22 protein-coding genes, 1 tRNA gene and 1 riboswitch are annotated in these 23,511 nt (G+C 42.0%); of the genes, 9 read left to right on the forward strand and 14 right to left on the reverse strand.

Translation table 11 applies throughout. The features are described 5' to 3' along the window. Nucleotides 1–12: 12 nt before the first annotated feature. Nucleotides 13–1,989 carry an AMP-dependent synthetase/ligase gene (locus tag L6494_RS22535; protein ID WP_237989975.1) on the reverse strand — a complete coding sequence of 659 codons (1,977 nt, stop codon included), beginning with the start codon at nucleotides 1,987–1,989 and terminating at the stop codon, nucleotides 13–15. Between the two features lie 1,229 nt (nucleotides 1,990–3,218). On the opposite strand from L6494_RS22535, the gene L6494_RS22540 reads away from it, so the two are divergent. Next, complete coding sequence (locus tag L6494_RS22540) at nucleotides 3,219–3,398, forward strand: hypothetical protein (protein WP_237989976.1); 180 nt, start codon at nucleotides 3,219–3,221, stop codon at nucleotides 3,396–3,398. A 186-nt stretch (nucleotides 3,399–3,584) separates the two neighbouring features. Here L6494_RS22540 and recQ read toward each other — a convergent pair whose 3' ends face one another. Then, nucleotides 3,585–5,741, reverse strand: coding sequence for a DNA helicase RecQ (gene recQ / locus L6494_RS22545; protein WP_237989977.1), 2,157 nt, complete (start codon nucleotides 5,739–5,741; stop codon nucleotides 3,585–3,587). 270 nt (nucleotides 5,742–6,011) lie between these two features. Between recQ and L6494_RS22550 the strand changes: the two genes are divergently transcribed. The 3 genes from L6494_RS22550 (at nucleotide 6,012) to L6494_RS22560 (ending at nucleotide 7,258) form a co-directional block, all read left to right on the forward strand. Then, nucleotides 6,012–6,350, forward strand: coding sequence for a P-II family nitrogen regulator (locus L6494_RS22550; RefSeq protein ID WP_190704343.1), 339 nt, complete (start codon nucleotides 6,012–6,014; stop codon nucleotides 6,348–6,350). Between the two features lie 318 nt (nucleotides 6,351–6,668). Further along, complete coding sequence (locus L6494_RS22555) at nucleotides 6,669–6,893, forward strand: hypothetical protein (protein ID WP_237989978.1); 225 nt, start codon at nucleotides 6,669–6,671, stop codon at nucleotides 6,891–6,893. 194 nt (nucleotides 6,894–7,087) lie between these two features. Continuing rightward, nucleotides 7,088–7,258: a PIN domain-containing protein gene (locus L6494_RS22560; protein ID WP_237989979.1), complete on the forward strand. Its 171-nt coding sequence runs from the start codon at nucleotides 7,088–7,090 to the stop codon at nucleotides 7,256–7,258. A gap of 170 nt (nucleotides 7,259–7,428) precedes the next feature. On the opposite strand, the gene rdgB is transcribed toward L6494_RS22560, so the two are convergent. Together rdgB and tnpA are read right to left on the reverse strand one after the other, a co-directional pair. Continuing rightward, nucleotides 7,429–7,992, reverse strand: coding sequence for an RdgB/HAM1 family non-canonical purine NTP pyrophosphatase (rdgB, locus tag L6494_RS22565; protein ID WP_237989980.1), 564 nt, complete (start codon nucleotides 7,990–7,992; stop codon nucleotides 7,429–7,431). 198 nt (nucleotides 7,993–8,190) lie between these two features. Beyond that, on the reverse strand, nucleotides 8,191–8,595 hold the full coding sequence (gene tnpA, locus L6494_RS22570; protein WP_237989981.1) for an IS200/IS605 family transposase: 405 nt from the start codon (nucleotides 8,593–8,595) through the stop codon (nucleotides 8,191–8,193). Between the two features lie 81 nt (nucleotides 8,596–8,676). On the opposite strand from tnpA, the gene L6494_RS22575 reads away from it, so the two are divergent. Then, nucleotides 8,677–10,020 carry an RNA-guided endonuclease InsQ/TnpB family protein gene (locus L6494_RS22575; protein ID WP_237989982.1) on the forward strand — a complete coding sequence of 448 codons (1,344 nt, stop codon included), beginning with the start codon at nucleotides 8,677–8,679 and terminating at the stop codon, nucleotides 10,018–10,020. Nucleotides 10,021–10,201: 181 nt separating this feature from the next. Here L6494_RS22575 and L6494_RS22580 read toward each other — a convergent pair whose 3' ends face one another. The 6 genes from L6494_RS22580 to L6494_RS22605 form a co-directional block, all read right to left on the reverse strand. Beyond that, the gene (locus tag L6494_RS22580) at nucleotides 10,202–11,638 is read right to left on the reverse strand and encodes a phosphoglucomutase/phosphomannomutase family protein (RefSeq protein ID WP_237989983.1); all 1,437 of its coding nucleotides are present in this window, start codon (nucleotides 11,636–11,638) and stop codon (nucleotides 10,202–10,204) included. A 227-nt stretch (nucleotides 11,639–11,865) separates the two neighbouring features. Next, nucleotides 11,866–12,366, reverse strand: a complete 501-nt coding sequence (locus tag L6494_RS22585; RefSeq protein WP_237989984.1) for a plasmid segregation centromere-binding protein ParR — start codon at nucleotides 12,364–12,366, stop codon at nucleotides 11,866–11,868. Between the two features lie 5 nt (nucleotides 12,367–12,371). After that, nucleotides 12,372–13,520 carry a ParM/StbA family protein gene (locus tag L6494_RS22590; protein ID WP_237989985.1) on the reverse strand — a complete coding sequence of 383 codons (1,149 nt, stop codon included), beginning with the start codon at nucleotides 13,518–13,520 and terminating at the stop codon, nucleotides 12,372–12,374. An 8-nt stretch (nucleotides 13,521–13,528) separates the two neighbouring features. Then, a complete protein-coding gene (locus L6494_RS22595; protein WP_237989986.1) occupies nucleotides 13,529–13,684 on the reverse strand; it encodes a hypothetical protein in 156 nt (51 codons plus the stop codon). Nucleotides 13,685–13,743: 59 nt separating this feature from the next. Continuing rightward, nucleotides 13,744–14,361 (reverse strand): DedA family protein, encoded by a 618-nt coding sequence (locus L6494_RS22600; protein ID WP_237989987.1) that lies wholly within the window; start codon nucleotides 14,359–14,361, stop codon nucleotides 13,744–13,746. A gap of 176 nt (nucleotides 14,362–14,537) precedes the next feature. Continuing rightward, complete coding sequence (locus tag L6494_RS22605; RefSeq protein WP_237989988.1) at nucleotides 14,538–15,620, reverse strand: Gfo/Idh/MocA family protein; 1,083 nt, start codon at nucleotides 15,618–15,620, stop codon at nucleotides 14,538–14,540. Nucleotides 15,621–16,163: 543 nt separating this feature from the next. Here L6494_RS22605 and queC point away from each other — a divergent pair. Beyond that, a complete protein-coding gene (gene queC / locus L6494_RS22610) occupies nucleotides 16,164–16,838 on the forward strand; it encodes a 7-cyano-7-deazaguanine synthase QueC (protein ID WP_237989989.1) in 675 nt (224 codons plus the stop codon). Nucleotides 16,839–16,848: 10 nt separating this feature from the next. Here queC and L6494_RS22615 read toward each other — a convergent pair whose 3' ends face one another. Further along, complete coding sequence (locus tag L6494_RS22615) at nucleotides 16,849–18,195, reverse strand: hemolysin family protein (RefSeq protein ID WP_237989990.1); 1,347 nt, start codon at nucleotides 18,193–18,195, stop codon at nucleotides 16,849–16,851. Nucleotides 18,196–18,309: 114 nt separating this feature from the next. After that, a complete protein-coding gene (locus L6494_RS22620; protein WP_237989991.1) occupies nucleotides 18,310–19,011 on the reverse strand; it encodes a hypothetical protein in 702 nt (233 codons plus the stop codon). Between the two features lie 204 nt (nucleotides 19,012–19,215). Here L6494_RS22620 and L6494_RS22625 point away from each other — a divergent pair. After that, nucleotides 19,216–19,288 (forward strand) — tRNA-Ile (locus L6494_RS22625). A 272-nt stretch (nucleotides 19,289–19,560) separates the two neighbouring features. Here L6494_RS22625 and L6494_RS22630 read toward each other — a convergent pair. Beyond that, complete coding sequence (locus L6494_RS22630) at nucleotides 19,561–19,995, reverse strand: hypothetical protein (protein WP_237989992.1); 435 nt, start codon at nucleotides 19,993–19,995, stop codon at nucleotides 19,561–19,563. A 101-nt stretch (nucleotides 19,996–20,096) separates the two neighbouring features. Here L6494_RS22630 and pyrE point away from each other — a divergent pair, with 101 nt between their 5' ends. Both pyrE and L6494_RS22640 read left to right on the forward strand, forming a co-directional pair. Further along, on the forward strand, nucleotides 20,097–20,717 hold the full coding sequence (gene pyrE / locus L6494_RS22635; protein ID WP_237989993.1) for an orotate phosphoribosyltransferase: 621 nt from the start codon (nucleotides 20,097–20,099) through the stop codon (nucleotides 20,715–20,717). A 116-nt stretch (nucleotides 20,718–20,833) separates the two neighbouring features. Further along, nucleotides 20,834–21,685 (forward strand): Rpn family recombination-promoting nuclease/putative transposase, encoded by an 852-nt coding sequence (locus L6494_RS22640; RefSeq protein WP_237989994.1) that lies wholly within the window; start codon nucleotides 20,834–20,836, stop codon nucleotides 21,683–21,685. Nucleotides 21,686–21,811: 126 nt separating this feature from the next. Here L6494_RS22640 and thiC read toward each other — a convergent pair whose 3' ends face one another. Beyond that, on the reverse strand, nucleotides 21,812–23,185 hold the full coding sequence (gene thiC, locus L6494_RS22650; RefSeq protein WP_237989995.1) for a phosphomethylpyrimidine synthase: 1,374 nt from the start codon (nucleotides 23,183–23,185) through the stop codon (nucleotides 21,812–21,814). A gap of 7 nt (nucleotides 23,186–23,192) precedes the next feature. Further along, a riboswitch (TPP riboswitch) is annotated at nucleotides 23,193–23,289 on the reverse strand. Between the last annotated feature and the right edge of the window lie 222 nt (nucleotides 23,290–23,511).

The raw sequence follows: 23,511 nt of genomic DNA on the forward strand, positions 1-23,511 counted from the left end.
AGTCTGGAATTATTAGGCAAACATGGCGGCAATCATATCGTGGTAGCGTTCCATGACAACGTGTCGCCGGATTTTCAGCGTTTGTGTCATTAAGCCATTTTCCATCGAAAACGGCTCTAGAATCAGTCTAAACGGCCCTACACGGTCATCTGGGCGATAACCCGGACGGTTCTGCACTTCCCGATTCAATTCTTGCCGGAATAAATCCTGGATCATTTTACTCTCCAGGGTGATGGTTTTACTGGATGAAGAGGTTAAATTATCATCCTGTGTCACTAAGGTAAGATTTTGACCCTCAGCCCATTTTTCCAAGGCTTCCAAGTTGGGGACGATCAAAGCACCGATACAGCGTTGGTCTTGTCCAACTAGCATAATCTGGTCAATGTAGGGCGATCGCAAGCAAGCATCCTCGATGGGTTGCGGCTCGATATTTTCCCCATTGGTCAAGACAATCGTATCTTTTGCCCTGCCCGTCAGCACTAGGTCATTATATGGTGTTATCCAGCCTAAGTCACCGCTATCAAACCAACCTTCAGCATCAATGACTTTGGCTGTGGCTTCAGGATTTTGGTAATAACCTTGCATGATTTGCGGCCCTCGCAACAACACCAAACCTCGTTGTCCATCTGCTAAAGGTCTGCGAGTTTCAGGGTCTACAATTTTAACTTCTGTACCGGGAATTGGTTGTCCGGATGAACCGCGCAAATTGTGCCAAGGACGGCGGGCGTTGGTAACGGGGGAGGTTTCTGTTAAACCGTAACCTTGTAAAATTTCTACACCAACAATTTCAAAAAAGTTATCTATATGTCGGGGTAATGCACCGCCACCGCTAATGACGTGCTTAATGCGTCCTCCCGTAGCTTCCCTGACTTTGGCGTAAACTAAACGTTCTCCTAGGGCGTGGAGGGGGAATAACGCCGATGCTAATATTTTCGCGCCTAAACGTCCCACAGATGAGACATGGAAGTGATCTAAACTTAACCTTTGAGCAACTCTCTTGGCTTTGATATATCTCTCACTTGCACCTAGTAAAGAATAGATGAGGCGTTGCTTTTTGGCTGGTTGTTCACGGAACTGCTTCTGCACACCTTCATGAATGGATTCCCACAGTCGGGGAACAGCAATCATGTAATGGGGTTTAAATTCTTTTAAATCTTTTTTAACGGAACGCAAATTAGTATAAACTTGCGTACAACCTTGAGAAAGCAAGAAATATTCACCACTACGTTCGTAGCTGTGCCAAGTCGGCAGAATACTCAAGGCTATATCCCCTGGTTGGGGTTGTACTACTGTGCCTATGGTTTTGACTTGGTGTAACAAGTTACCATGAGAAAGCATAACTCCCTTGGGTTTACCTGTAGTCCCAGAAGTGTAAATTAAGGTGGCGAGGTTTTCTGAGGTTTGCTTGACTTTCACTAGGGTATGGTTAGCACCAAGTTCGATTAATTGAGGAAAGTTCAATATCTTAATAGTTTCCTCGGCTGGTGGTGTTTCGTCGGAAAGTAAGATAATGAACTCAATTGGTAAATCGTTAAGGCGATCGCGGAGTCTCTGGAGTGTCTTTAAATCTTCGATGACTAAAGCTTTACTACCACTATGCGCCACGATATACAGCAGTTCTTCCCGTTCAGCTTGGGAACTCCGCACTGCGTCTACTCCGCCGGCGGTAATTATGCCTTGATCGGCGATGAACCAACGTGGACTATTATCTGCAATCAAGGAAAGGCGATCGCCTAATTGCACCCCCAAGACTTGTAACCCAGCCGCGAATTGCTGAATTTTTTCTGCTAACTGGCTATAAGTAATTTTTACCTCTGGTTTAGCATGGGGGTTATGCAGAGCAACAATGTTACCAAATTTTTGCGCTGCCAAAGGCCAAATTTCTGGCAGTGATTCTACATTGGTGTAATCTACCAAACGCTGTATTGATAGACTTTCTTGCTTGCTGATATTGGCTAAAAGAGAAGACCCTGGTTGGATGCTTACCATTACATATCACCTCAAATTCAAAATTGGCTCTGTCTAAATTGATTCTGCTATTACGCTACAATATCGCTTCTCTCTATCTACATCACTCACGGTGTAGTCAGTTTCGTAACCTTAACATTTGAGATTCAAGTTAATTCTGGATCATTCTCTTAGTCATTAAACCCCTGCGGAGACAAAGTATAGCTTTGGCGGGGTGGGGTTATTCGTGTTGAATAAGTAATCAAGCGGACATGACAGGATATAACTCTATGCTAAAGTTAATTTATATAAACCAAAATCTATGGTTTTTAGGTAGGAATTCAGAACACAGAAGTCAGAACTGATAATTTATCAGCGTTTGGTATCGTTGATAAATTCATTGAGTGGAATAATTTCCCGATTTTGGTAATACGTCTGACTCTTGAATTCTGACTGCTAAATCCAATTTGCAACTATCAATAGCGACCACCTAATTATTACATGGGGGTGATTACCTATAGAGTTACTAGACGCTTGCCTGCTAACACTGATCAATGTTTTAGCCTGTTTGGCATTACCCAAACTTTTATCATTGATTCTCTCCCCGCCTAAAAGCAAACATAATCACAGATTACCCCAGGTGGCAAAATTGCAGCAAACAGGTAGGGGAATTACCAGCTTTCCATACTGCACCACTTACGCTTTAACTGGTAGTGAGTTTTGTAAATTCAGTCCACACTTCTGTGACAAATGTTCTCCGAATTGATAGAGTATTTCAGGTTCTAATATCTGCACAATTAAGACCGAATTTGTACTGTTATTAGTTCGGGAGATTTTTGATTTATAGTCTATGTTTTAACCTTGCGAAAACTTCAAATTTAGACTGTTATAGTCAGTTTGAATAAAGTTTTTTCGCAAGGGATTTTTAATTTTATATATAAATTGATTATACAGATAAGATATATTTTAGTTTTATGTTCAGGACTTCCGCAAGTGTCACAATCGATGGTTGGTGCGTGACGCTATAAGTCTCATGACTACGTTCAAATACTTTTGCCGCGTCACACACCCTACGACGTGAAAAATATGCCAGTTGCGTAAGTCCTAATGTTTTGAGAAATAGATATGAACATAGTTCTGCTTAACAAAAATATACATAGACCAAACTTATGGATAGCAGAAGAAAATCAAAATATGTGATTAATGATGCAATTCGCAATTCACACTAATATAAGGATTGAATCACAAATTTTAAAACAGGGGTAAATTCTATGAGTTTGATTGATGGTATCCTCTTGACTCTGGTAAATACTGCTGTCTGTCTGGTGCTACCAAAGTTGCTATCTGTCATTTTGGCTACACAAACTAAGAATATTGTATCAGCACAGCCTGTGATGGAATCACAAGATGCCAGTGCTAATATTCCTAGTTATGTAGATGTAGTTTCTTGATCAAAGCAGCAAGCTATCGGCTGCGCCCCACCGGGGGCGATGGCACAGAAAAATTAACAAACACAAATAGTTGAAAAAAGCTACAAATTTAATAAAAAGCAAACTTTAATTAATGCGATCGCTAATCAGCTATCCTTCTTAAAGACTGTCACCTGTCCCCTATCCCCTATCCCCTATACCCTTCAATTACTTCCGATTTTGTCGCCGCCACTTTTCTCTAACTAGGCGAATCTCATTAAAAGTATAACTTTCGCCCAATTGTTCTTTAATTGGTGTCAAAGCAAGATCACCCAGCACTTCTAAAACTTGCCAAATTTTTTGCTGATGTTCTAGAGGGACTAATTGATTTAAATCCACTGGCTGATTTTTCTCAATGAGTTTTTCTAAATGACTAGCAATAGTAGATGGACTCAGATTGCGTTTTTGAGCAATTTGAGCAATATTTAAACCTTGTTGATGTAACTGTAATGTTTGTAATTCACTACCAGAGACTGAACTGGATGAAGATGTAGAATTTACAGGTTGAGTTGTCGGGTTTTGTTCTTGACGGTAGGCGCGAATTTCCGTGAGGAATGTTTCCCCATACTGAGCTAGTTTGTGACTACCGACACCCGACAGTTTACCGAATTCAGTCATGTTTTTCGGCTGTACCTGCGCCATCAATTTTAAAGTCGAATCATGAAAAACCACATAAGGCGGTACAGACTGTTCATCAGCTAATTGTTTACGCAGCGATCGCAGTCTATGCAATAATGCTTCTGCGACTTCTGCCTTGGGATTCTCTTTGACTACACTAAGCTTCTGCACCAAAGGAACAGATAGCATAACTTGGCGTTGTCGCCGCATGACTTCCCAACTTAAAGCATTTAATTTCAGTACAGAATAGCCGTCGCTAGTTTGTTCTAATAAACCTTGATGTAAAAGCGATCGCCCCAACATTCGCCATTCATCTACAGTTCTATCTTTACCAATACCGTAGGTAGAAAGTTTATCATGTTCGTATTGAAGAATCTTATCTTTTTTTGCCCCCCGCAAGACATCAATAACGTGTAACATCCCAAATCTTTCTTTACAACGCGCCACACAAGATAAAAACTTCATGGCTTCAATTGTCCAATCTTCTAAAGGTTTAGGATGGCGGCAATTATCACAATTACCACAATTACCAGCAAAGCGTTCCCCAAAATAACCCAGTTGAATTGTGCGGCGGCAATCTGTCCCCTCAGCATAATCTATCATCTGCCGGAGTTGTTGCCTAGCAATCAATTGTTCTTGGGGGTCAGTTTTTTGTTCAATACTCCATTCAATAGTTTTAATATCAGCAAAACTGAAAAATATAGTACACCGTGAGGGTTCACCATCTCTCCCAGCCCTACCTGATTCTTGATAGTAACTCTCCAAATTACGGGGAATATCAAAGTGAACAACTAACCGCACATCAGGTTTATTAATCCCCATCCCAAAAGCGATAGTCGCCACCATCACCCGCACATCATCCCGAATAAATCGCGTTTGATTTTTACTACGTTCATCATCAGGTAATCCGGCATGATATGACAAAGCAGACACCTTATCATTTTGTAGTTTAAAGGTAAGTTCTTCAACCTTTTTACGAGTTAAACAATAAATAATAGTTGAACCTTCACTATCTCGAATTAATTCTAATAATTCAGCGTAAGCCTGTTTACTTTTAGGACGGACTTCGTAATAAAGATTTTGCCGATTAAAGCTAGCCAGGTGAATACTCGGCTGTTTTAATCCTAATTGTTGAATAATATCAGCCCGGACGCGATCTGTAGCTGTAGCGGTAAGGGCGAGAACAGGAATATTCGGGTAACGCTTCCGCAGAGACTTCAACTGACGATATTCTGGACGAAAATCATGTCCCCACTCAGAAACACAATGGGCTTCATCGATTGCAAAGATAGAAATCCCGACTTTTTCATTAACTAAATCGACAAACGGGAGAAACCTGTCACTCAAAAGACGTTCAGGGGCAACGTAGAGTAACCTTACCTTACCATTAAGAATGGCTTCTTCCCGCGATCGCACCTGATACGCATTCAAACTACTATTGAGGAACGTAGCCGAGATATTATTATTTCGCAATGCTTCTACTTGGTCTTGCATCAAAGCAATCAACGGCGAAACCACTACAGTTAGCCCCGTTTTCATCAGTGCAGGTAACTGAAAGCACAGAGACTTACCTCCACCCGTAGGCATGATCACCATTAAATCCCGATTTTGCAGCGCATCTTCAATAACTTGCCGTTGTCCAGGACGGAACTGATCATAACCGAAGTGATATTTTAACGCCTGTTCGAGATGAGGATACTGAAGCATAGCGATCGCTTTTCTGATTGCGTTCTGCGAGAGTAGTTACGAGGATAAAAGGATTGTAACAATCTCTAGCCTAGAAGTCATAGATTTTTCTCTGTGTCTCCGTGTCTCCGTGGTTAAAAATCATGTTTTCACTACACAGGCGGTCAGATGGGATTAAAAAAAGTTGCAATTCTCACATCTGTCTTTAAAATAAGGCGAATAGTTAAAGTATCAGACATTTGATCTGGTTAGATATATAAACACACCTTCTAAAAATTAGGAGTCGATCACATGAGAAAAGTAGAAGCAATTATCCGTCCATTTAAGCTAGACGAAGTAAAAATCGCTTTAGTCAACGCTGGTATTGTAGGTATGACCGTTTCTGAAGTTAGAGGCTTCGGACGGCAAAAAGGACAAACAGAACGCTATCGTGGTTCTGAGTACACCGTTGAATTTCTGCAAAAACTGAAAGTAGAAATTGTCGTTGAGGATAATCAAGTAGATATGGTGGTTGACAAAATCATCTCAGCAGCTCGCACTGGAGAAATCGGTGATGGTAAGATTTTCATCTCACCTGTAGAGCAAGTGATTCGGATTCGGACTGGCGAAAAGAATACAGAAGCAGTGTGAATGCTGTTAGCGGTAGCGGCGCACTAGTCCATGTCCTAAGCAGCATTGATGCGATCATTGCCGTGCTGTTATCGGTAGCGACGCGTTAGCCAGTGTTGGTAGAGACGCGATAAATCGCCGTCTCTACAGAATTAAGTCATGCAGGCTGGTCAAAGTTTCACCAGTAGTTAGATTATTTTGGATACAAGTACGGGGGGGGATAACAATCAAGAAGCACCTTGTCTTTAGACCTTGTGCGACCCGTTCGCCAGAAATAAATGTTCGCAATCTTCGCTCTACAAAATCTAGAATAAGATCAGGGTTACTAATTGTTTGGCAATGGAAGTTTTAAAACTTACAACAAAAATCGATCAATCAGGATATTTAAATCTTCATATTCCCACGCAGTTAGCGGCGGTTGAAGTGAATATTGTAGTTGTTTTGAATCCAGTTTCTTCAGAGGGAAAGCTGCAACCTAATTATGATTTCTCCGATTTAGTAGGGCGATTAACTTGGCGGGGAGACGCGGTAGAAACGCAGAGGAATCTACGCGATGAATGGTAATCGCTACGTGTTGGATACGAATGCGATGTGTCTCTGCTTCAAGGATGTTCTCAACTTATTCAATTACTTCAAGATGCTGATTGGATTGGAGTTTCAGTTATTAGCCAAATTGAATTTCAGGCGTTTTCTGGGCTAAATAAAGAGGATCGTCAGCTTTTTAATCAGTTTTACAACGAGTTGAGGTTGTCAATTTAGTGGCGAATGATGCTGTGTTAATTGAGAAAATCATTGAAATTCGCCAACAATATCGGTTGAAACTACCAGATGCAATAATTGCAGCAATGACTATCAATAATTCAGCCAGCTTGGTGACTGCCGATCGAGAGTTTGCAAAGGTAACAATTTTAACGGTAATTAATTGGTAGCTATTTAACTTTATCACAAAAAGCCGTCCTAAAAGCGATGCCCTGAGCGTGTCTACGACACGCTCCCCGTACTCCTTCCCTGCGGGACGCTCCGCGAACGGAGAAGCAAGCTACGCGTAAGCCTCCCGCAGGGAACGGAGAGAAGGGAGCTTGTCGAAGTGAACGGGACTTTAAACCCAGTTTTTTGGTAATGCTGCAAAAGCTTTACCCCGATGACTAACAGATTTCTTTAATTCTGGTGTCATCTGGGCAAAAGTTAATTGCTTTTCTGGCACGTAAAAAATTGGATCATAGCCGAAACCACCATCACCAAGTGGTGCATGAAGAATTTCGCCAGGACAAATCCCTTCAGCTTGGATAGCAATATTACCATCAGGAGAGGCGATCGCCACTACACACATAAATTGAGCTTTGCGGTTAACTTCGCTACCTAATTCCCTCAGTAATCTGGCAATGCGATCTGAGTCAGATGTACCGTAACGGGCAGAATATACCCCAGGTGAGCCATTGAGGGCATCTACCTGTAAACCAGAATCATCTGCGATCGCCCAATTTCCTGTCGCTTTCGCTACTTCAGAGGCTTTCAAACAGGCATTCTCAGCAAAAGTATCACCGGTCTCTTCAATTTCTAATTCTTCCGGCTTAAGTTTTAATTCCCAGTCGGTATCTTTTAGGTAAGCTTGCATTTCCCGCAATTTACCAGGATTACTCGTAGCTACGATAAGTATAGTCATTAGTTCTGAGAAAATGCGTAATTTCTAATTCGTAGTTCATAATTACGTTAGCGTAGCGGGACGTTAGTCCATTACGAATTACGAATTACGAATTATAAGGGAAATGCCGAAAACCCCTGAGAGATAGGTGCGTAAGCACCGCATCTCGTACTTAAGGCAGGGGATGAAGGCTAACAGCACCCTTTAGGGTGTTCTGACTTAATCTTTTTGGTGTGCAATATACTCTATTACATTCTTTGTAGAAATATTGCCAGCAGTGGAAACAAAATAGCTCGGTGTCCAGAGAGTTGGAAGCTTAAGTAATTCTGGAAACTCTTTTCTTAAGTGATGAGAAGCCCGTCCTTTAATTCTGGTCATAATTTGGGATGGGTTGTCTGTTGGCTTTACGTTCAAAAATAAGTGAACGTGGTCAGGCATGATTTCCATTGCAATAATTCTCCATCTATTCTCATTGCAAACTTCACAGATGATTTCCTGTAATCTCTGTGCTATTGCGTCTACTAATACCTTCTTTCTGCGTTTGGGTATAAAAACGAAGTGATAGTTAAGAAGTGATATTGCATTGCCTTCATGTCTGTATTCATCTGGAGAAAAAATTCCCATTTTTCTATAATCGCTGATTGTGTTTTGTATATATATAGTGTATATTTGACTAAGCTAATCAACAACGGGAGGTGATAGTATTTGCTAACAAATTACGCCTACAAGCTGCGTCCTAATGTTACTCAGTCAAAAGAAATGGATGGATGGCTAGATATGCTGCGCTCCACTTACAACTGGAGTCTAGCTGATAGAATAGCCCAATATAATCAGCAATTCTTTCAGGGTGAATATTGCGACATCAGGACAAAAGGAGAAGCCTGTCCACTAACTTGTTTTGTGAGCAAGAATGGTGCAAGTGGAGAACCTTGGAAAGATACCAAAGTTGACAAGGATGGCAAACTCAAAAACCCACGACGTAGTGCTGGAGATATCCAAATAACGGCATTACCAGAGTTAAAGAAAGCTAGACCTTGGTTTGGTCGAATTGACTCTACAGTGCTACAGCAAAATGTTAAACGTCTAGATACTGCTTACAAAAACTTTTTTGTTCGCGTAGCGTCTCCGTCAGGAGAGGGTAGAGGTTTTCCAAAGTTTAAAAACCGAAGTAATTTTACATCCTTTACTTACCAGATGGGTGTAAAAATTCAAAGCAATAAAATCTATCTTCCCAAGTTAGGATGGATGCGTTTTTTTAATTCCCGCTTGATACCAAAAGGATTTACCATCAAAGCTGCAACAATTCGCAAGCGTCAAGATGGTTGGTATGTCTCGATTAGGATTGAAGATAAAGCCGTTCCAGATTACGTATCCAAGCCACTGGATGAAGTCAATTCTATTCTTGGTTGTGATTTGGGAATAACCAAACTTGTCCACTTGTCGGATAGGCATCAAATCGATAATCCTAAATTTTCAACTAACAAAAAAGCTAGGCGGACTTTGAAGATTAGACAAAGACGAGTTAGCAGAAAAGTTAAGGGTAGTAAAAATCGTAAAAAAGCAGCAAGTAAACTAGGACGTTTTCACAAGAAGATTACAGATAAACGAGTCGCCTACCAGTGGGATGTTGCTAACAAAATAGTATCCAGAAAGGTTGATGCTATTGCGTTAGAGAATTTAAATATATCTGGAATGTTGAAGCGTTGTAAAGTCAAAGTTGATGAAAAAACCGGGAGATTTTTAAAGAATGGGCAATCCAGAAAAAAAGGTTTGAATCGTGCTATCTCTGATGCAAGTTGGAGTGAGTTAATTTTAAAGATTCAGTATCTCGCTGCAAAGCAAGGAAAGGCCGTAATTAAAATTAACCCTAAACACTCTAGTCAGCAGTGCAGAAACTGTGGACATATCGATAAGTCAAATCGTGATGGTGAGAAGTTCATTTGTACAGAATGCGGACATCGCGAACACGCTGACATTGGTGCTGCAAAGACCATTAGGGATAGAGGTTTAAGAATAGTACGTGGGGACTCCGCGAAACTTGCTGTTTAACAGCTAAACGTCCAAAAGATTAGCCAGTGCGGTCTTGGGGTCTCCCCAAGTAGAGCAACTGGCGTATCACCACGCTCAACGAAGCACACGTGGTGAGTTTGGAAACCTGAGCAATCAGGATATTAAGTCCGTGAGGTCTTAAGAATCTCCGTGGCTTCAGCCCGGAGAGTGTCAATTAATCTTACTCTGCCCAATCTTTCGCCCAAGCCAGAGTTTTATGTACTTCTTCAATGGTGGAAGCTTCGCAGTAGAGGCGTAAAACTGGCTCTGTACCACTGAATCTGATCATTAACCAGCTATGATCAGCTAGGCGGAATTTGTAGCCGTCGATGGTTTTACAGTCAATTACGGTTTTACCTGCAATTTCTGTTAATGGTTGAGTTTTTAGTTGTTGCAAAAGACGCGCCCTTACTTCCATACTGGCTAGGGGCAAATCAATGCGATCATAGGCTGAGGTAAAGCCTGTTTGCTGTTGTAAGTGGCGGTAATAATCTCCTAAATCCTGCCCAGATTCCACGATCGCCTCTAAAACATACAATGCTGATAAGAGGGCATCTCGTTCGGGTATATGACTACCATAACCAATCCCTCCCGATTCTTCTCCACCTAATAAAACTGGTGCGGCTAACATCCTGTCAGCAATATATTTATACCCAACGGCTGTTTCAAATACTGATAAGTTATGTAGTGCGGCTACCTTGGGCATCAAATCTGAACCACTGACGGTTTTGACGATTTCCCCAGTAAAGTTGCGTCTCAGGGTTAAGTGGTCGATTAATATGGGGATTAAAACTTGGGAACTTAAGAAATTAGCATTACCATCAACGGCGGCGATGCGATCGCAATCTCCATCAAATACCAACCCTACTGTTAAACCTGATTTATCAGTGTCTCGGTGAGTTTTGATGACATTAAATAGTGCAGACAGATATTTTGGTAAAGGTTCTGGCGCACCGCCACCGAATAAGGGGTCTCGGCTGCTATTGATTTCCTGGACACGTTCACCTAATAATCTGCCCAAACCGCTTGCGGCTGCACCGTGCATGACATCAGCAAATACGGTGAGTTTACCAGAGGCGATCGCTTCTCTTAGTTTGGCGATATTAACTTTTCCTTCTAAGCCTTGGGTATAACTAGGCCAGGGGTCAAAAGTTTCTAACTTTCCAGGAGTAGCTGCTAGTGGTACACCTGTAGATAACTGTTCTTCTATATTTTTTGTAACTTCTGGTGATACTGAACCACCAAAATAACCTTTGACTTTTAATCCTAAATATGCACCTGGGTTATGACTAGCTGTAATTACTAATGCACCTAAAGCGTTGAGTTGTTTTGCTGCCCAACTAAAAGCGGGGGTTGGGGCATAGCTTTCACTCAGCAGAACATCAAAGCCGACGGCTGTAACAGAATTGGCAACGGCGCGGGCAAAATCTTCTGCCATAAATCGGCGATCGTAACCCACAATAATAGTGCGGCTACCCACTTCTGAAAAATATGTATCATATAATACTTTTGCTGCAACTGGCGCGACCAAAGCTAGACGTTCAAAGGTGAATTCATCACCAATTACGCCTCTCCAGCCGTCTGTACCAAACTTGATCGGGCTAGCTATAACTGGCATTCAGGTATCCTCGGTAGTACACTTGAGGATTTTAGCATTTGTACAGTTGACTCAGTAGCAAAAGAGGCAGAGGAAGGTGACAGGTGACAGGTGACAGGTGACAGGGGGAGCAGATGAAGGAAATCCTATGCCCAATTACCAATATATAATTATTAATAATCCTTAATAGTCAAAACTATTAAGGAGTTTGATAGGAGCATGAGATGCTCACAATTTATGGTGCTTTCTTAAAAATCATCCAGAAACTGACTTAAACGACTGATAACTGGGTCAACCTCTTCTGGTGGTTCAACAGGATAGGTAGTAGTGTTAACTACATCTGCTGCTGGTGCGGGTGTGGGTGCGGGTGGAGGCGAAGAGTATATTACAGGTCGTTCTGTAACCATGATTGCCAGATGCGCCATTTGCTGGGTTAGTTGCATAATTTGGCTCTCTAATGCCTCCAACCGATGGGATTCTTTGGCAAAAAAACGTTCCTCAAGGCCAGCTACTTGACGTTGCAGGTCATCAATTTTTTGTTCAACCGAAGCTATCTCTGCTGTTTTGAGACCAGGTTTTACGGATTCCGGTACGCATAGAGTTTGCCACAAGGCTTCTTTACAGAGGTCGCTGAAAGTTTTTTCTGGTTGTTTTTCTAAATAATTTTCTACAACCGCTAACAAACTTTCGTCAGCAACCTCTGGGTTGAACGTAACCGATTTAACTACCTTTTTTGACCATTGGAACATTCTTTTTAAGCCCTAGAAGAGCGACTGGAGGATAATTGCGCCTCTCCATAAATATACTGCCCCAAAGCGTTAGCTTGTCGAGAAGGAGCTGATAGGTGGGCGTTAATTTTCGCTTCTTTGAGTAGACGTTGCACATCTTCCCAGAAGAATTCTCCACCGCCACCGGTGATAATTACATCGGTGACGCGTTCTGGCAACCAAGCTAAAACTCGACTGCAAATTTCTCGTGAAAATTGCTCGATGAGGTTGGGTAGAAAATCATCTAGGTTAGTAGGCTTGCTTGCGCCTTTGGGGCGGTAGAAGCGATCGCCTTTGGGTTTGTTGACAGCAGAAATTAAGGCTAGAGATTGACTATCTGCGCTCTCAATTTCAGCTGCTACCATCTCATAAAACTTGCTCATGCCGAAGTCTTCACTCTTAGAAGCACCACGAGCAAACCGGAAGTTATCCACCATCAATAAATCGATGGTTTGGTGTCCGATATCGACAATCGCCACAGATATTTTTGTAAAATCAGGGCTGCTACCACCTTTTTTGGGTTGGGCTTCTGACCATAACAAACTGCCATAGCCTTCTGGCATGACCCAAACTTTGGAGATATTCAAAGATAAAGATTCGCCCCGGAAATTCAACATATGAGGCCCGGTGACTTGGCTGATTATCTGGGCTTTTTCTCGTTCAAATTGTTCTAAGGAGAGGAAAGGTAAACCCAGCACGACAGAAATTTCATCTTTGAGTTTGAAGTAGCCAGCACAGGACAAAACTTTCACCAGCGCATCTTCCACTTTGGACTGGCCGACTCCTAAGTTAGCCCCAAAGTCTGCTGCTAATTGACCAACTGCGTAGCCTTTGCCTTGATATTCCAGCCATAAGTCCATGAGAGGGTCAGTAGCACGAGCTTCAAACACGCCACCGCGTACCTGTTCGATGGACATTTGCTTGACGTTGGCAGGTACGAACATCACATTGTTAGGTTCGCGGCTCACACAGGTCTTTGTGGAGGTTCTGCCTAAATCGACACTGAGAATAGATTTGCCCAAACCATTATTAGATTTAGGCACTGTGGTGGTATTGAGGGGGGTAGATGCTGTCACCCTGTTTAAAGGGATGGCAGCAGCGTTCATTGGGGTAGCGGCGGAAGGTTGGTCAGTCATACAAGCTCCTAGTCCTTACTTAACTGTAAAAAGTTACCATGCCTATCGTACAAATATGCGGGATACCAGAAATTTTCAGCTTCGTCAAGTGTAACTACAAATACGCCAAATTTTAAAGTTTTAATAAAATTTAGGCGATCGCTTTCTTCACCATTATTTGGCATAGTGTAGGCGAATTTTTACCAGATGTAACCCCCACTTGACAACTAAAAGTAACTGTTTTTCAAATTCTGCTATTTCTGCGCTTACGTTTGAGTATCCAGGCGACAAATGCTAAAACCAAAATCCCAAGTACAATTTTGGATACAGGGGCTAGGTACTTATCCACAAGTTCATACTGACTACCCAACATATATCCTGAGTATGTTAGCAAACCAACCCAAGCTGCGCTACCTAAAGTTGTATAAAATAAGAATGGTATTAACGGCATATTGCTCATGCCTGCGGGTACGGAAATCAAAGTCCGAATGCCTGGGACTAAACGACCAATGAAAACTGCTTTATTACCCTGTGTATTAAACCACCGCTTGGCTTTGGTAATATCCCTACTAGAGACACCAATCCACTTGCCATACTTTCTAGCGAAGACCTTCAAACGCCTTTCACCCAAAAATTTACCGGGATAATACCAAATCAGTGCGCCAGTGACAGAACCGAACAGTCCAGCGAAGAACACACCAAAAATATTTAGCCTTGAATCTGGAAGATTTGCTGTATAACCGGCTAGTGGCATAATCAATTCGGAAGGAATTGGTGGAAACAGGTTTTCCACAAACATCAACACAGCAATTCCCCCATAGCCCAAAGATTCAATAATATTTTTTATCCAATCCGATGACATAACATAAAAGATTTACTTAAAAACTTGTAAGTTAGGTTTGTAGTAAGGACTTTAGTCCTTATGGTTTTGAGGACTTTAGTCCTCACTACGAACAACTAAAAAACAAAAAGGTAAAAGTCAATTTTTTTACTTTTGACTTTTACCTTTTACCTTTTACCTTTTAGCTAGTGACTTTTTTACGCTGTCGGAGTCAATGATTGCACTCTTGATTCAGACTCCCAATCTAATGGATTCCATACCCGTTCTTCCAAAGCCATCTGTTCAATTAAACTAGCTAATCTTAAAGCCTTAAGTGCCTGTTCACCACCCACTGAAGGCTGATTACCACCGTGTACGCAGTTGACAAAATGTTCTAATTCTGCACTGAGGGGCTGAATATTAGTAGTATAAACTTTTTCAATCAAACCATCTTGCCGATATAATACTTGCTTATGATCGTTGAGAGAGTTAGCAGGTGTTTGGCGATGAATTAAAATTTCATTTTTGAGAAAATCTGCTTCAGTAAAGGAGTTTTTACAGTGGGCGACGATGCGGCGGATTTTGCGGTGTGTGACTTTGCTGGCTGTCAAAGTAGCAACAATGCCATTAGCAAATCCCAAGGTAGCAGTTACATAATCTAAATAACCGGAGTCTAAGGAGCGAGTACCACTAGCGGTTAATTTTGTTACTGGTGAAGCTGCCAATTCCAACAACAAATCGATGTCGTGAATCATCAAATCCAGCACCACCGAAACATCATTGGCTCGGTCAGAGTAAGGACTCATCCGGTGAGCTTCTAGTGCTAGCACTTCTTCCGTTTTCAGCACTTTGTGTAGCTCACGGAAGGCTGGGTTAAATCGCTCAATATGACCTACTTGCAGGATACACTGAGAGTCAGCAGCAGCATTGACTAAGGATTCCGCCTCAGAAATACTAGCAGCAATGGGTTTTTCGATTAAGACATGAATACCTGCCAAAAGACAGTTGATGCCCACAGCATAATGCAAGCGAGTGGGAACAGCTATGCACACCGCTTCTACATGGGGGAGCAGGTCACAGTAATCTTCAAAAAAACGCACCTTGTATTTACTGGCGGTTTCTAAGCCTCGTTCGACATTAATATCTGACACTCCGACCAGTTCAACATCCTTCATTGAACTCAGTGTACGGGTGTGATGTTGTCCCATGTTGCCTACGCCGATTACACCTATGCGAATCGGTCGTGGCTGGTTGCGCTGTGTATATGAATTGGGTTCTGCCACTGATATGCTATTTTGCACTATTGTTCTCTCCTCAACCACCAAATTTAGAGACGCTATGGCCGTTGGCGTTTATACTTGACAGCCGATTATTATCCGTCTAAAACCATCCAGATGGTAACATAGAGGCTCTGTTTATGAAGAATTTCAAAGTTTGTGATCAGTTCCCGTAATTTGGCTGTCTTTTGTATAGACATTGCTCAAGTGTAGGGTTTTTTCTGTTATACACAAACTACAATAAGCCTTTTTATTACCTTTAAAAACCTAGTAGTTCTAGGTATAAATATTTAAAAGACAATTAGACAATAAATGATCTGGACTAAAGATTAGCAATTCCATTGTGAGGAAAATTACAAATTAATTAACCACAATATCATACTGGAATACTTACACAAAAAAAGATTTATCTAAGATGTCCACTACGGTTATAACTAAATGATTTTGGCATAATTATTTGCATTCTTCACAAATTTGACTAATGATTTTTACGGGTACTAATCAGGAAGACCACTTTCTTAGCGGTGATTTTGATTTGGCGATTTACATTAAAAATTTGAAACGGAAATGAAAGCTGTAATTTTGTTGTCTGGGGGATTAGATTCTTCCACCATTCTTTACCAAGCAAAGGCTGACGGTTGTGAGTGTTACTCAATGTCATTTGATTACCAACAGCGACATCGCCGAGAGTTACATTCAGCTTTGCTTGTAGCGCAAAAAGCTGGGGTTGTAGAACATCAGGTAGTTAACTTTGATTTAAGACAATGGGGTGGTTCAGCATTGACCGATGATGCGATCGCCTTACCTGAAGCACGTTCTCTGGATGAGATGTCACAAAGTATTCCTGTAACCTACGTACCTGCACGGAACACAATATTTTTAAGTTTTGCTCTAGCCTATGCGGAAGCGATCGCAGCTGAACGTGTTTATATCGGAGTCAACGCCCTAGATTATTCAGGATATCCTGACTGTCGTCCTGACTATATCCAAGCAATGCAAGAAGTTTTCCGACTGGGAACTAAACAAGGAAGGGTTGGACAACCAATCAAAATTGTTGCTCCCTTGCTAGAACTGAAAAAAACCGAAATTATCCAACTTGGCAACCAATTAGAAGTACCTTGGGATCTCACTTGGTCTTGCTATGCCGGCGGTGATGTCGCTTGCGGTGTCTGTGATTCTTGTCGTTTGCGACTAGCCGCTTTTGCCGAATTAGGACTTGTTGATCCACTACCTTATGCTTAATGGGGGAGTGTCAATCCTCCAACCGTCGCAATTGAATTTGATGCAGGCGCGGCCCATCAACAGATACAATGGTGAACTCAAGATTTTCATAACGAAAAAGTTCGCCCATATGAGGCATTTTCTGCAATTGGTAGAGTAAAAAACCAGCTAGGGTCTGATATTCCTTGGTTAAGGGTAAATTGAGATGCAACACTTCGTTGAGGTCTTCTAAGTTAACCTGGGCTTGGACTAAAAATGTTTGCGGATCTAACATCTCAATTAGCAAATCGTCACTGGTTTGGGATTCACCCACATCGCCAATAATTTCCGCAATCACATCTTGGATAGTCAAAAGTCCTACCGTTCCCCCAAACTCATCCACGACTATCACCATAGCTGGTTTTTCTTGCTGCATCATGGGTAAAAGTTCACTCAGGGGGGTTATTTCCGGCACAAATCGAGTCGGACGCATCCAAGCTTGAATCTGGCTGTTTAAATTGAGTTGTCCCGTAGCTAGGGGTTTGGCTAAATCCCGAAAGTAAACAATTCCTCGAATGTCGTCTAAAGATTCACCAATAATGGGATAACGAGAATGTCCAGTAGAGAGCATTTCTTGGAGTAAAGTATCAAAAGTAGCATCTTTCGACAAAGCAACCATACCAGTACGAGGAATCATCACATCTTGGGCTGTGACATCACCAAATTCAAAAACATTATTGAGCAGTTCTCGTTCTGTGGTTTCTAAACCAGTAGATTCCCGTTCTGTGGAGATAATTAGTTGTAACTCTTCAGGAGTCACAGGTGGTCGCCAACTTTGACCAGTGTATTCAATCCTAAATAGTCGCAACAGATAACTAGTGGATTGGTTGAGAATCCAGATAAAGGGGCTAAAAAAACGCACGATCGCTTTGACTGAAGGCCCTAAAAACCGAGCCAACTGCTCAGAATACAGCATGGCGACTGATTTAGGGCATAACTCCCCTAAAACAATTTGCAGATAGGCGATTAAAAAAAAGGTTAAAGGAATTGATAGGGAATGAGCGATCGCATGACTCATACTGGCGGTTAAAGGAAAAGATTTGAGCCATGAACCCATGACCACCACAATCGAAGTTTCGCCAATCCACCCCAGAGCCAAACTAGAGAGGGTAATACCCAACTGAGTAGTTGATAATACTCTATCAATACTACGTTGCAGCGTTTCAACTGCGATCGCTGGGATATCACCAGCCTCAACCAACTGATGAATACGCGATCGGCGCACTGTTACTATAGAAAACTCTGCCGTTACAAAAAAAGCATTGATTAAAATCAGTAATAGTACCGATAACAACCGCAGCCCTACATCTGTCAAGCTCAAACTAGGAAATTCATTCACCGCCACAGCTCATACAAAACTCTTGCTATTGAGGATTGGGGAATTGAGCAGAAAAAACTCAAAATTCATTAGTTTTTCGCCCTTCCCCAATCCCCAATTCCCAATCCCCAGTCCCTATTTATCTACAGGAATATTTGATACTTCTAGCTTCAGTTTTTGATCAGGATAATCTGTCAGAGAAAGGGATACTTTCTTCACATCATCTAGTAAAGCTGTAGGAATGCTCACTGTACCAGAAAATGCCGTGCCACTTGCTGGTAATTCTGAGGGTAAACCCTCTGTACTTGCACTCAGAGTTCTACCTTTATCATCAGTCACATCTAAGAAACTATACAAAAAGCGAACAGAATCAGCACCTTTATTCTGCATTTTTACTTTCAGTAGCAAATCACCACCAGAATAGCGAGCAGATTGCACCGCCAAAGTTACACCTTCACTTTCAGCAGTTACAGGAAATCCGGCTTGAGGTTTTTCTTCAACCACTACCTCCGTTTTCTCTTTTTGCTTCTGCTTGCGGTTGTTAATTTCCTCATCGTCCTCATCTAGCTTGTCTGATTTAGCTACTTTAGCTTTACCTTCAATTCGTGCCTTAACAGTTTTCAGAATTTCTTCCTCTTTTAAAAGTGTCACTTCTCCAGATTGGGAGCTATTGGACTTAGTGGTAGCAAATTTGCTAGTAGGACGACCATCTGGCGTGGTGACACCTTTGAGTGCAGAACTTCCCAAGTTAAAACCCAATAAGGCACTAACAGAACCTGCGCCTAACATGAGGATTAACAAAACCAGAGTAAGAATTACAGTAGAATTTATCTTCATTGCTGACAAGCTATTGCAAAAGAATGCTGGTCTATACTAGCTGGAGTATATTAAGAGTGTTAAAGCTATATACCAAAATCTTTAATGTAACTTAATTAATCATAGTCTGCACTATGCCAAAAATAAATTGTGTAGTATAAAAATCAATAAGACGATTTGGGATGGTACACAAACTCTAAACAATAGGATACAATTTAATTCTAACCAGGGTTGGCCGAGCGGTTGAGGCAGCGAACTCATAATTCGCCCAAGGCAGGTTCAACTCCTGCACCCTGGATTTAATCAGTGATGAGTGCTGAGTTATGAGCTATGAGTGCTGAGTTATGTTAGCGGTAGCGGGGCGTTTAGCCCGTGCTGAGTTATGAGCCTTAAGTGATAAATAAGAGTATTTTTAAGTGACTACAGTACAAAAACTAGGTCTAAAAGCCAAATACTATAAATTGTTTCACTCACTACTCACTACTCACTACTCACCACTCACTACTCATTACTCATTACTCATTACTCATTACTCATTACTCAGCACTCAGCACTCAGCACTCAGCACTCCTATCTTTGTAGTGAAGTATCAAAGCGGAATTCTGTTCCTACCTTTAACTTGTTAGCATTCAAGCGTGGGGACATGAGCAGTGATGAATTGTAAGGATTTGGTAAATCGGGTGTACGAAGATAAGGATCATTCATTGACTGCTGTGTTAAGACATCTTTATAAAGAGTATTTAGCAATTCCGCATCACGGGCAATCTCATTTTCGGGGAAAGAATTGCGAAAACCAGAGCCAGAACCCAAAAATGAGTCTAATTGACGTTTAGGGGTACTATTTTCATAAAAGTTGCGATCGTGGCGAAAATAAGCACGCTCAAATACATCACTTGTGCTTTCATAATTGGGTATTTCTGACTCAGCATTAGCGATCGCTGGAAAAGCCATACCAGTAGCTAAAAGCACTAACAAACCACTAAGAGACTTAAATTTTATACCCATCTTGTTTACTCCTCAATTTTTGGGTAAATCTTAACTTATGCTTAAGTTCAGAACTCTCATGAGTTCAACCTTTGGTGTAGCATAACTTTTACTGTTTTGTAATGACGTATTCTACTGAAACCCTTACCCAGTCAGATATTTGGGCAGCTACTGCGGATGTCACTAATCTGCGTCAAAAACTACTGGATTTATTTTGTCAACTCGCCTATCAAGAGGGTGATTTTATTCTTTCTTCTGGACAACCCAGTTCTTACTACATCAACGGTAAGCAGGTCACACTCCATCCCCAAGGTGCTTTAGCAATTGGTCGCATTCTCTTATCTCTATTACCTTCAGATACTCAAGCCGTAGCTGGTTTAACACTGGGGGCTGATCCAATTGTGTCGGCGGTGAGTGTAGTTTCTGCTTATGAAAATAGACCAATCCCAGCCTTGATTATTCGCAAAGAAGCTAAAGGTCATGGGACTAAGGCGTATATTGAAGGCCCCAACTTACCGGAAGGTGCAAAGGTGGTGGTTTTGGAAGATGTCGTCACGACTGGACAATCTGCGATGAAAGCAGTTGAACGACTCAGGGCGGCTGGTTATGTTGTTGATGAAGTAATTTCACTAGTAGACAGACAACAAGGGGGAGCAGAATTTTACCAGTCTGTCGGGTTGAAGTTTGAAGTAGTGTTTACGATTAAAGACCTTCAAGAACGGTATCGAGAATTAGGGAATTAGTGGGGTAATTTAGGGTCGCGTAGCGACTCTCCCCAGGTAATTTTTGATTTCGTTCTGGGATACTTCTACTAATTACAGTAGTATCAAAATTTGATAATCAGCGCATCTATAACCTGATGACAAAATCCGCAGATGTCAGCACAAAACGCTTGATTAGCCTCGCACCTGATAACTGGGTGAAATGGGTAAGGCAATTTCCTGATATTACAGCAGGGGAAATAGTCAACTCAGAATTTCAGTGGATAAGCAGAGAAAGTGACGTTTTAATTCGTGTAAAAAATCCCCAGTATGGTAATTTTCTCGTTCTCAATGAGTTACAACTGCGTCCCACATCAGAAATGCCAAGAAGAATGCGTGCTTATGCGGCACTTGCAGAAGAAAAATATAAATTACTGACATATCCTGTATTAATCAACATCCTCAAAACTACTAACTCAGAAATATCTACAACTTATGAATCAAATATTGCTGGATTACGCGCAATTCAGGATTATCGCGTCATTAATTTATGGGAAGTCGATGTAAATATCGCTTTTGATCAACCACTACCATCTTTATTACCCTTTGTACCAATTCTCAAAGGTGGTGAGAATGAGGCTACAATTCGGGAAGCTCTACAAATACTCCGGTCTGATGAACAGTTAAACCAACTTGAGACGGTATTAGCATTTTTTGCTACTTTTGTATTAGAAAGCTCCCTAGTTCAAGAAATAATGAGGTGGGATATGGCTGTATTACGCGAATCGCCTTGGTATAAAGAAATTTTAGAACGAGGAAGACAGGAAGGGGCTGAATTGGCATTGCAGGGTATTGAAATGCTGTTAGATATTAAGTTTGGTAGTGAAGGTTTAGAATTGATGCCTGCAATTTATCAAGTTAATGATTTAGAGCGATTAAAATCGATTCAACAGGCAATTAAAACTGCAAATACAGTTGAAGATTTACTTTTGGAAGTCCAGAAAAATTGAGGGGAAAATCAAAACTCTAACTATAAAGCGTACTGCACTAGGTGAGTTATTTATGGTTGTAGTTGCTGATGAGGGTAGGTATTTAATCAGGTGGGCAATTCTTGCCCACCCTACGTTACTACGTTACTAACTTTGCGTTACAGGTTCTTTTGCCAAGAACTTCTCTAGTTCAGTCAGTGCATCAGCATCAACTTTGGTTTGCATGGGGCAGAATTTAGGGCCACACATGGAACAAAACTCAGCAGTTTTGTAAATATCTGCTGGTAACGTTTCATCATGGTATTCTTTCGCTCTTTCCGGGTCGAGTGATAATTCAAACTGACGATTCCAGTCGAAATTATAACGAGCATGAGAGAGTTGATCGTCTCTATCTCTTGCGCCTGGGCGATGTCTGGCAATGTCGGCAGCATGAGCTGCTATTTTGTAAGCAATCAGACCATTCCGCACATCTTCAGCGTTAGGCAGTCCCAAATGCTCTTTTGGTGTAACGTAGCACAGCATTGCTGTACCATACCAACCAGCCATCGCCGCACCAATCGCGGAAGTGATGTGGTCATAACCTGGTGCAATGTCTGTCACCAAGGGGCCAAGCACATAGAAGGGGGCTTCAGAACACTCTTCCATCTGCTTTTTGACGTTGAACTCAATTTGATCCATTGGGACGTGTCCTGGCCCTTCTACCATGACTTGGACATCATGTTCCCAAGCTTTGCGGGTGAGTTGTCCGAGGGTTTTGAGTTCGGCTAACTGGGCATCATCGGAGGCATCATGAGTACAGCCGGGGCGGAGAGAGTCCCCTAAACTGAAGGAGACATCATATCTCTTGAAAATCTCAATAATGTCGCGGAAGTGGGTGTAAAGTGGGTTTTGTTTGTGGTGATGCAACATCCACCGCGCCAAAATACCGCCACCACGGGAAACAATACCGGTGATGCGGCTTCTTACTAAAGGTAAATGTTCTATCAAAATCCCGGCGTGGATGGTTTGATAGTCTACCCCTTGCTGGGCGTGTTTTTCGATGATGTGCAGAAAGTCTTCTGGTGTCAGATTTTCAATTGTGCCGTGGACGCTTTCTAAAGCTTGGTAGACTGGCACTGTCCCAATGGGAACGGGGGAGGCGTTGATGATAGCAGTACGAATTTCATCTAAGTTACCGCCACCTGTGGACAAGTCCATCACGGTATCAGCACCATACTTCACCGCTAGATTCAATTTGTCTACTTCTTCTTGAAGATTAGAAGAGTTGGGTGAAGCACCGATGTTAGCATTAACCTTACACTTAGAGGCGATGCCGATCGCCATTGGCTCTAAGTTAGTGTGATTAATATTAGCAGGGATGATCATTCGCCCCCGCGCCACTTCATCACGAATCAGGTCAGCCGGTAGATTTTCTCGTTGGGCGACGTAGTGCATTTCTTCGGTGATGACACCCTGACGTGCGTAGTGCATTTGAGTTACATTGCTTTGCCCACTACGTTTAGCAACCCATTCTTTCCGCATATGAAATTCCCTCGATAAACAGCTTCCCTTCGCTGGTATTACCCAGTCTCAGGTGTTAAGGGTGTGATCTCAGCCTGTTGGTGCAAGCACCCCTAGCATGGATGTAGTGTATCACCTTGTTTATGGGTGGGGACAAGAAGGTTAACAATTTATAAGGTGAAGCGGTTTAGTTCATTAGGGGTGTAAGGGTGTAGGGGTGTAGGGGTGTAAGGGTTGAAGGTGTTGGACGGGGATTGAAAGTTGCCCCAAGGAGCAGGGCTTTTAACCCTTGGGTGGTTGGAAAAAAGTTCTTCCCCCTATACCTCTACACCCCTACGGGGCTTAGT

The sequence above is a fragment of the Nostoc sp. UHCC 0870 genome (assembly GCF_022063185.1).
In the GTDB taxonomy this organism is placed as follows: Bacteria; Cyanobacteriota; Cyanobacteriia; order Cyanobacteriales; family Nostocaceae; genus Trichormus.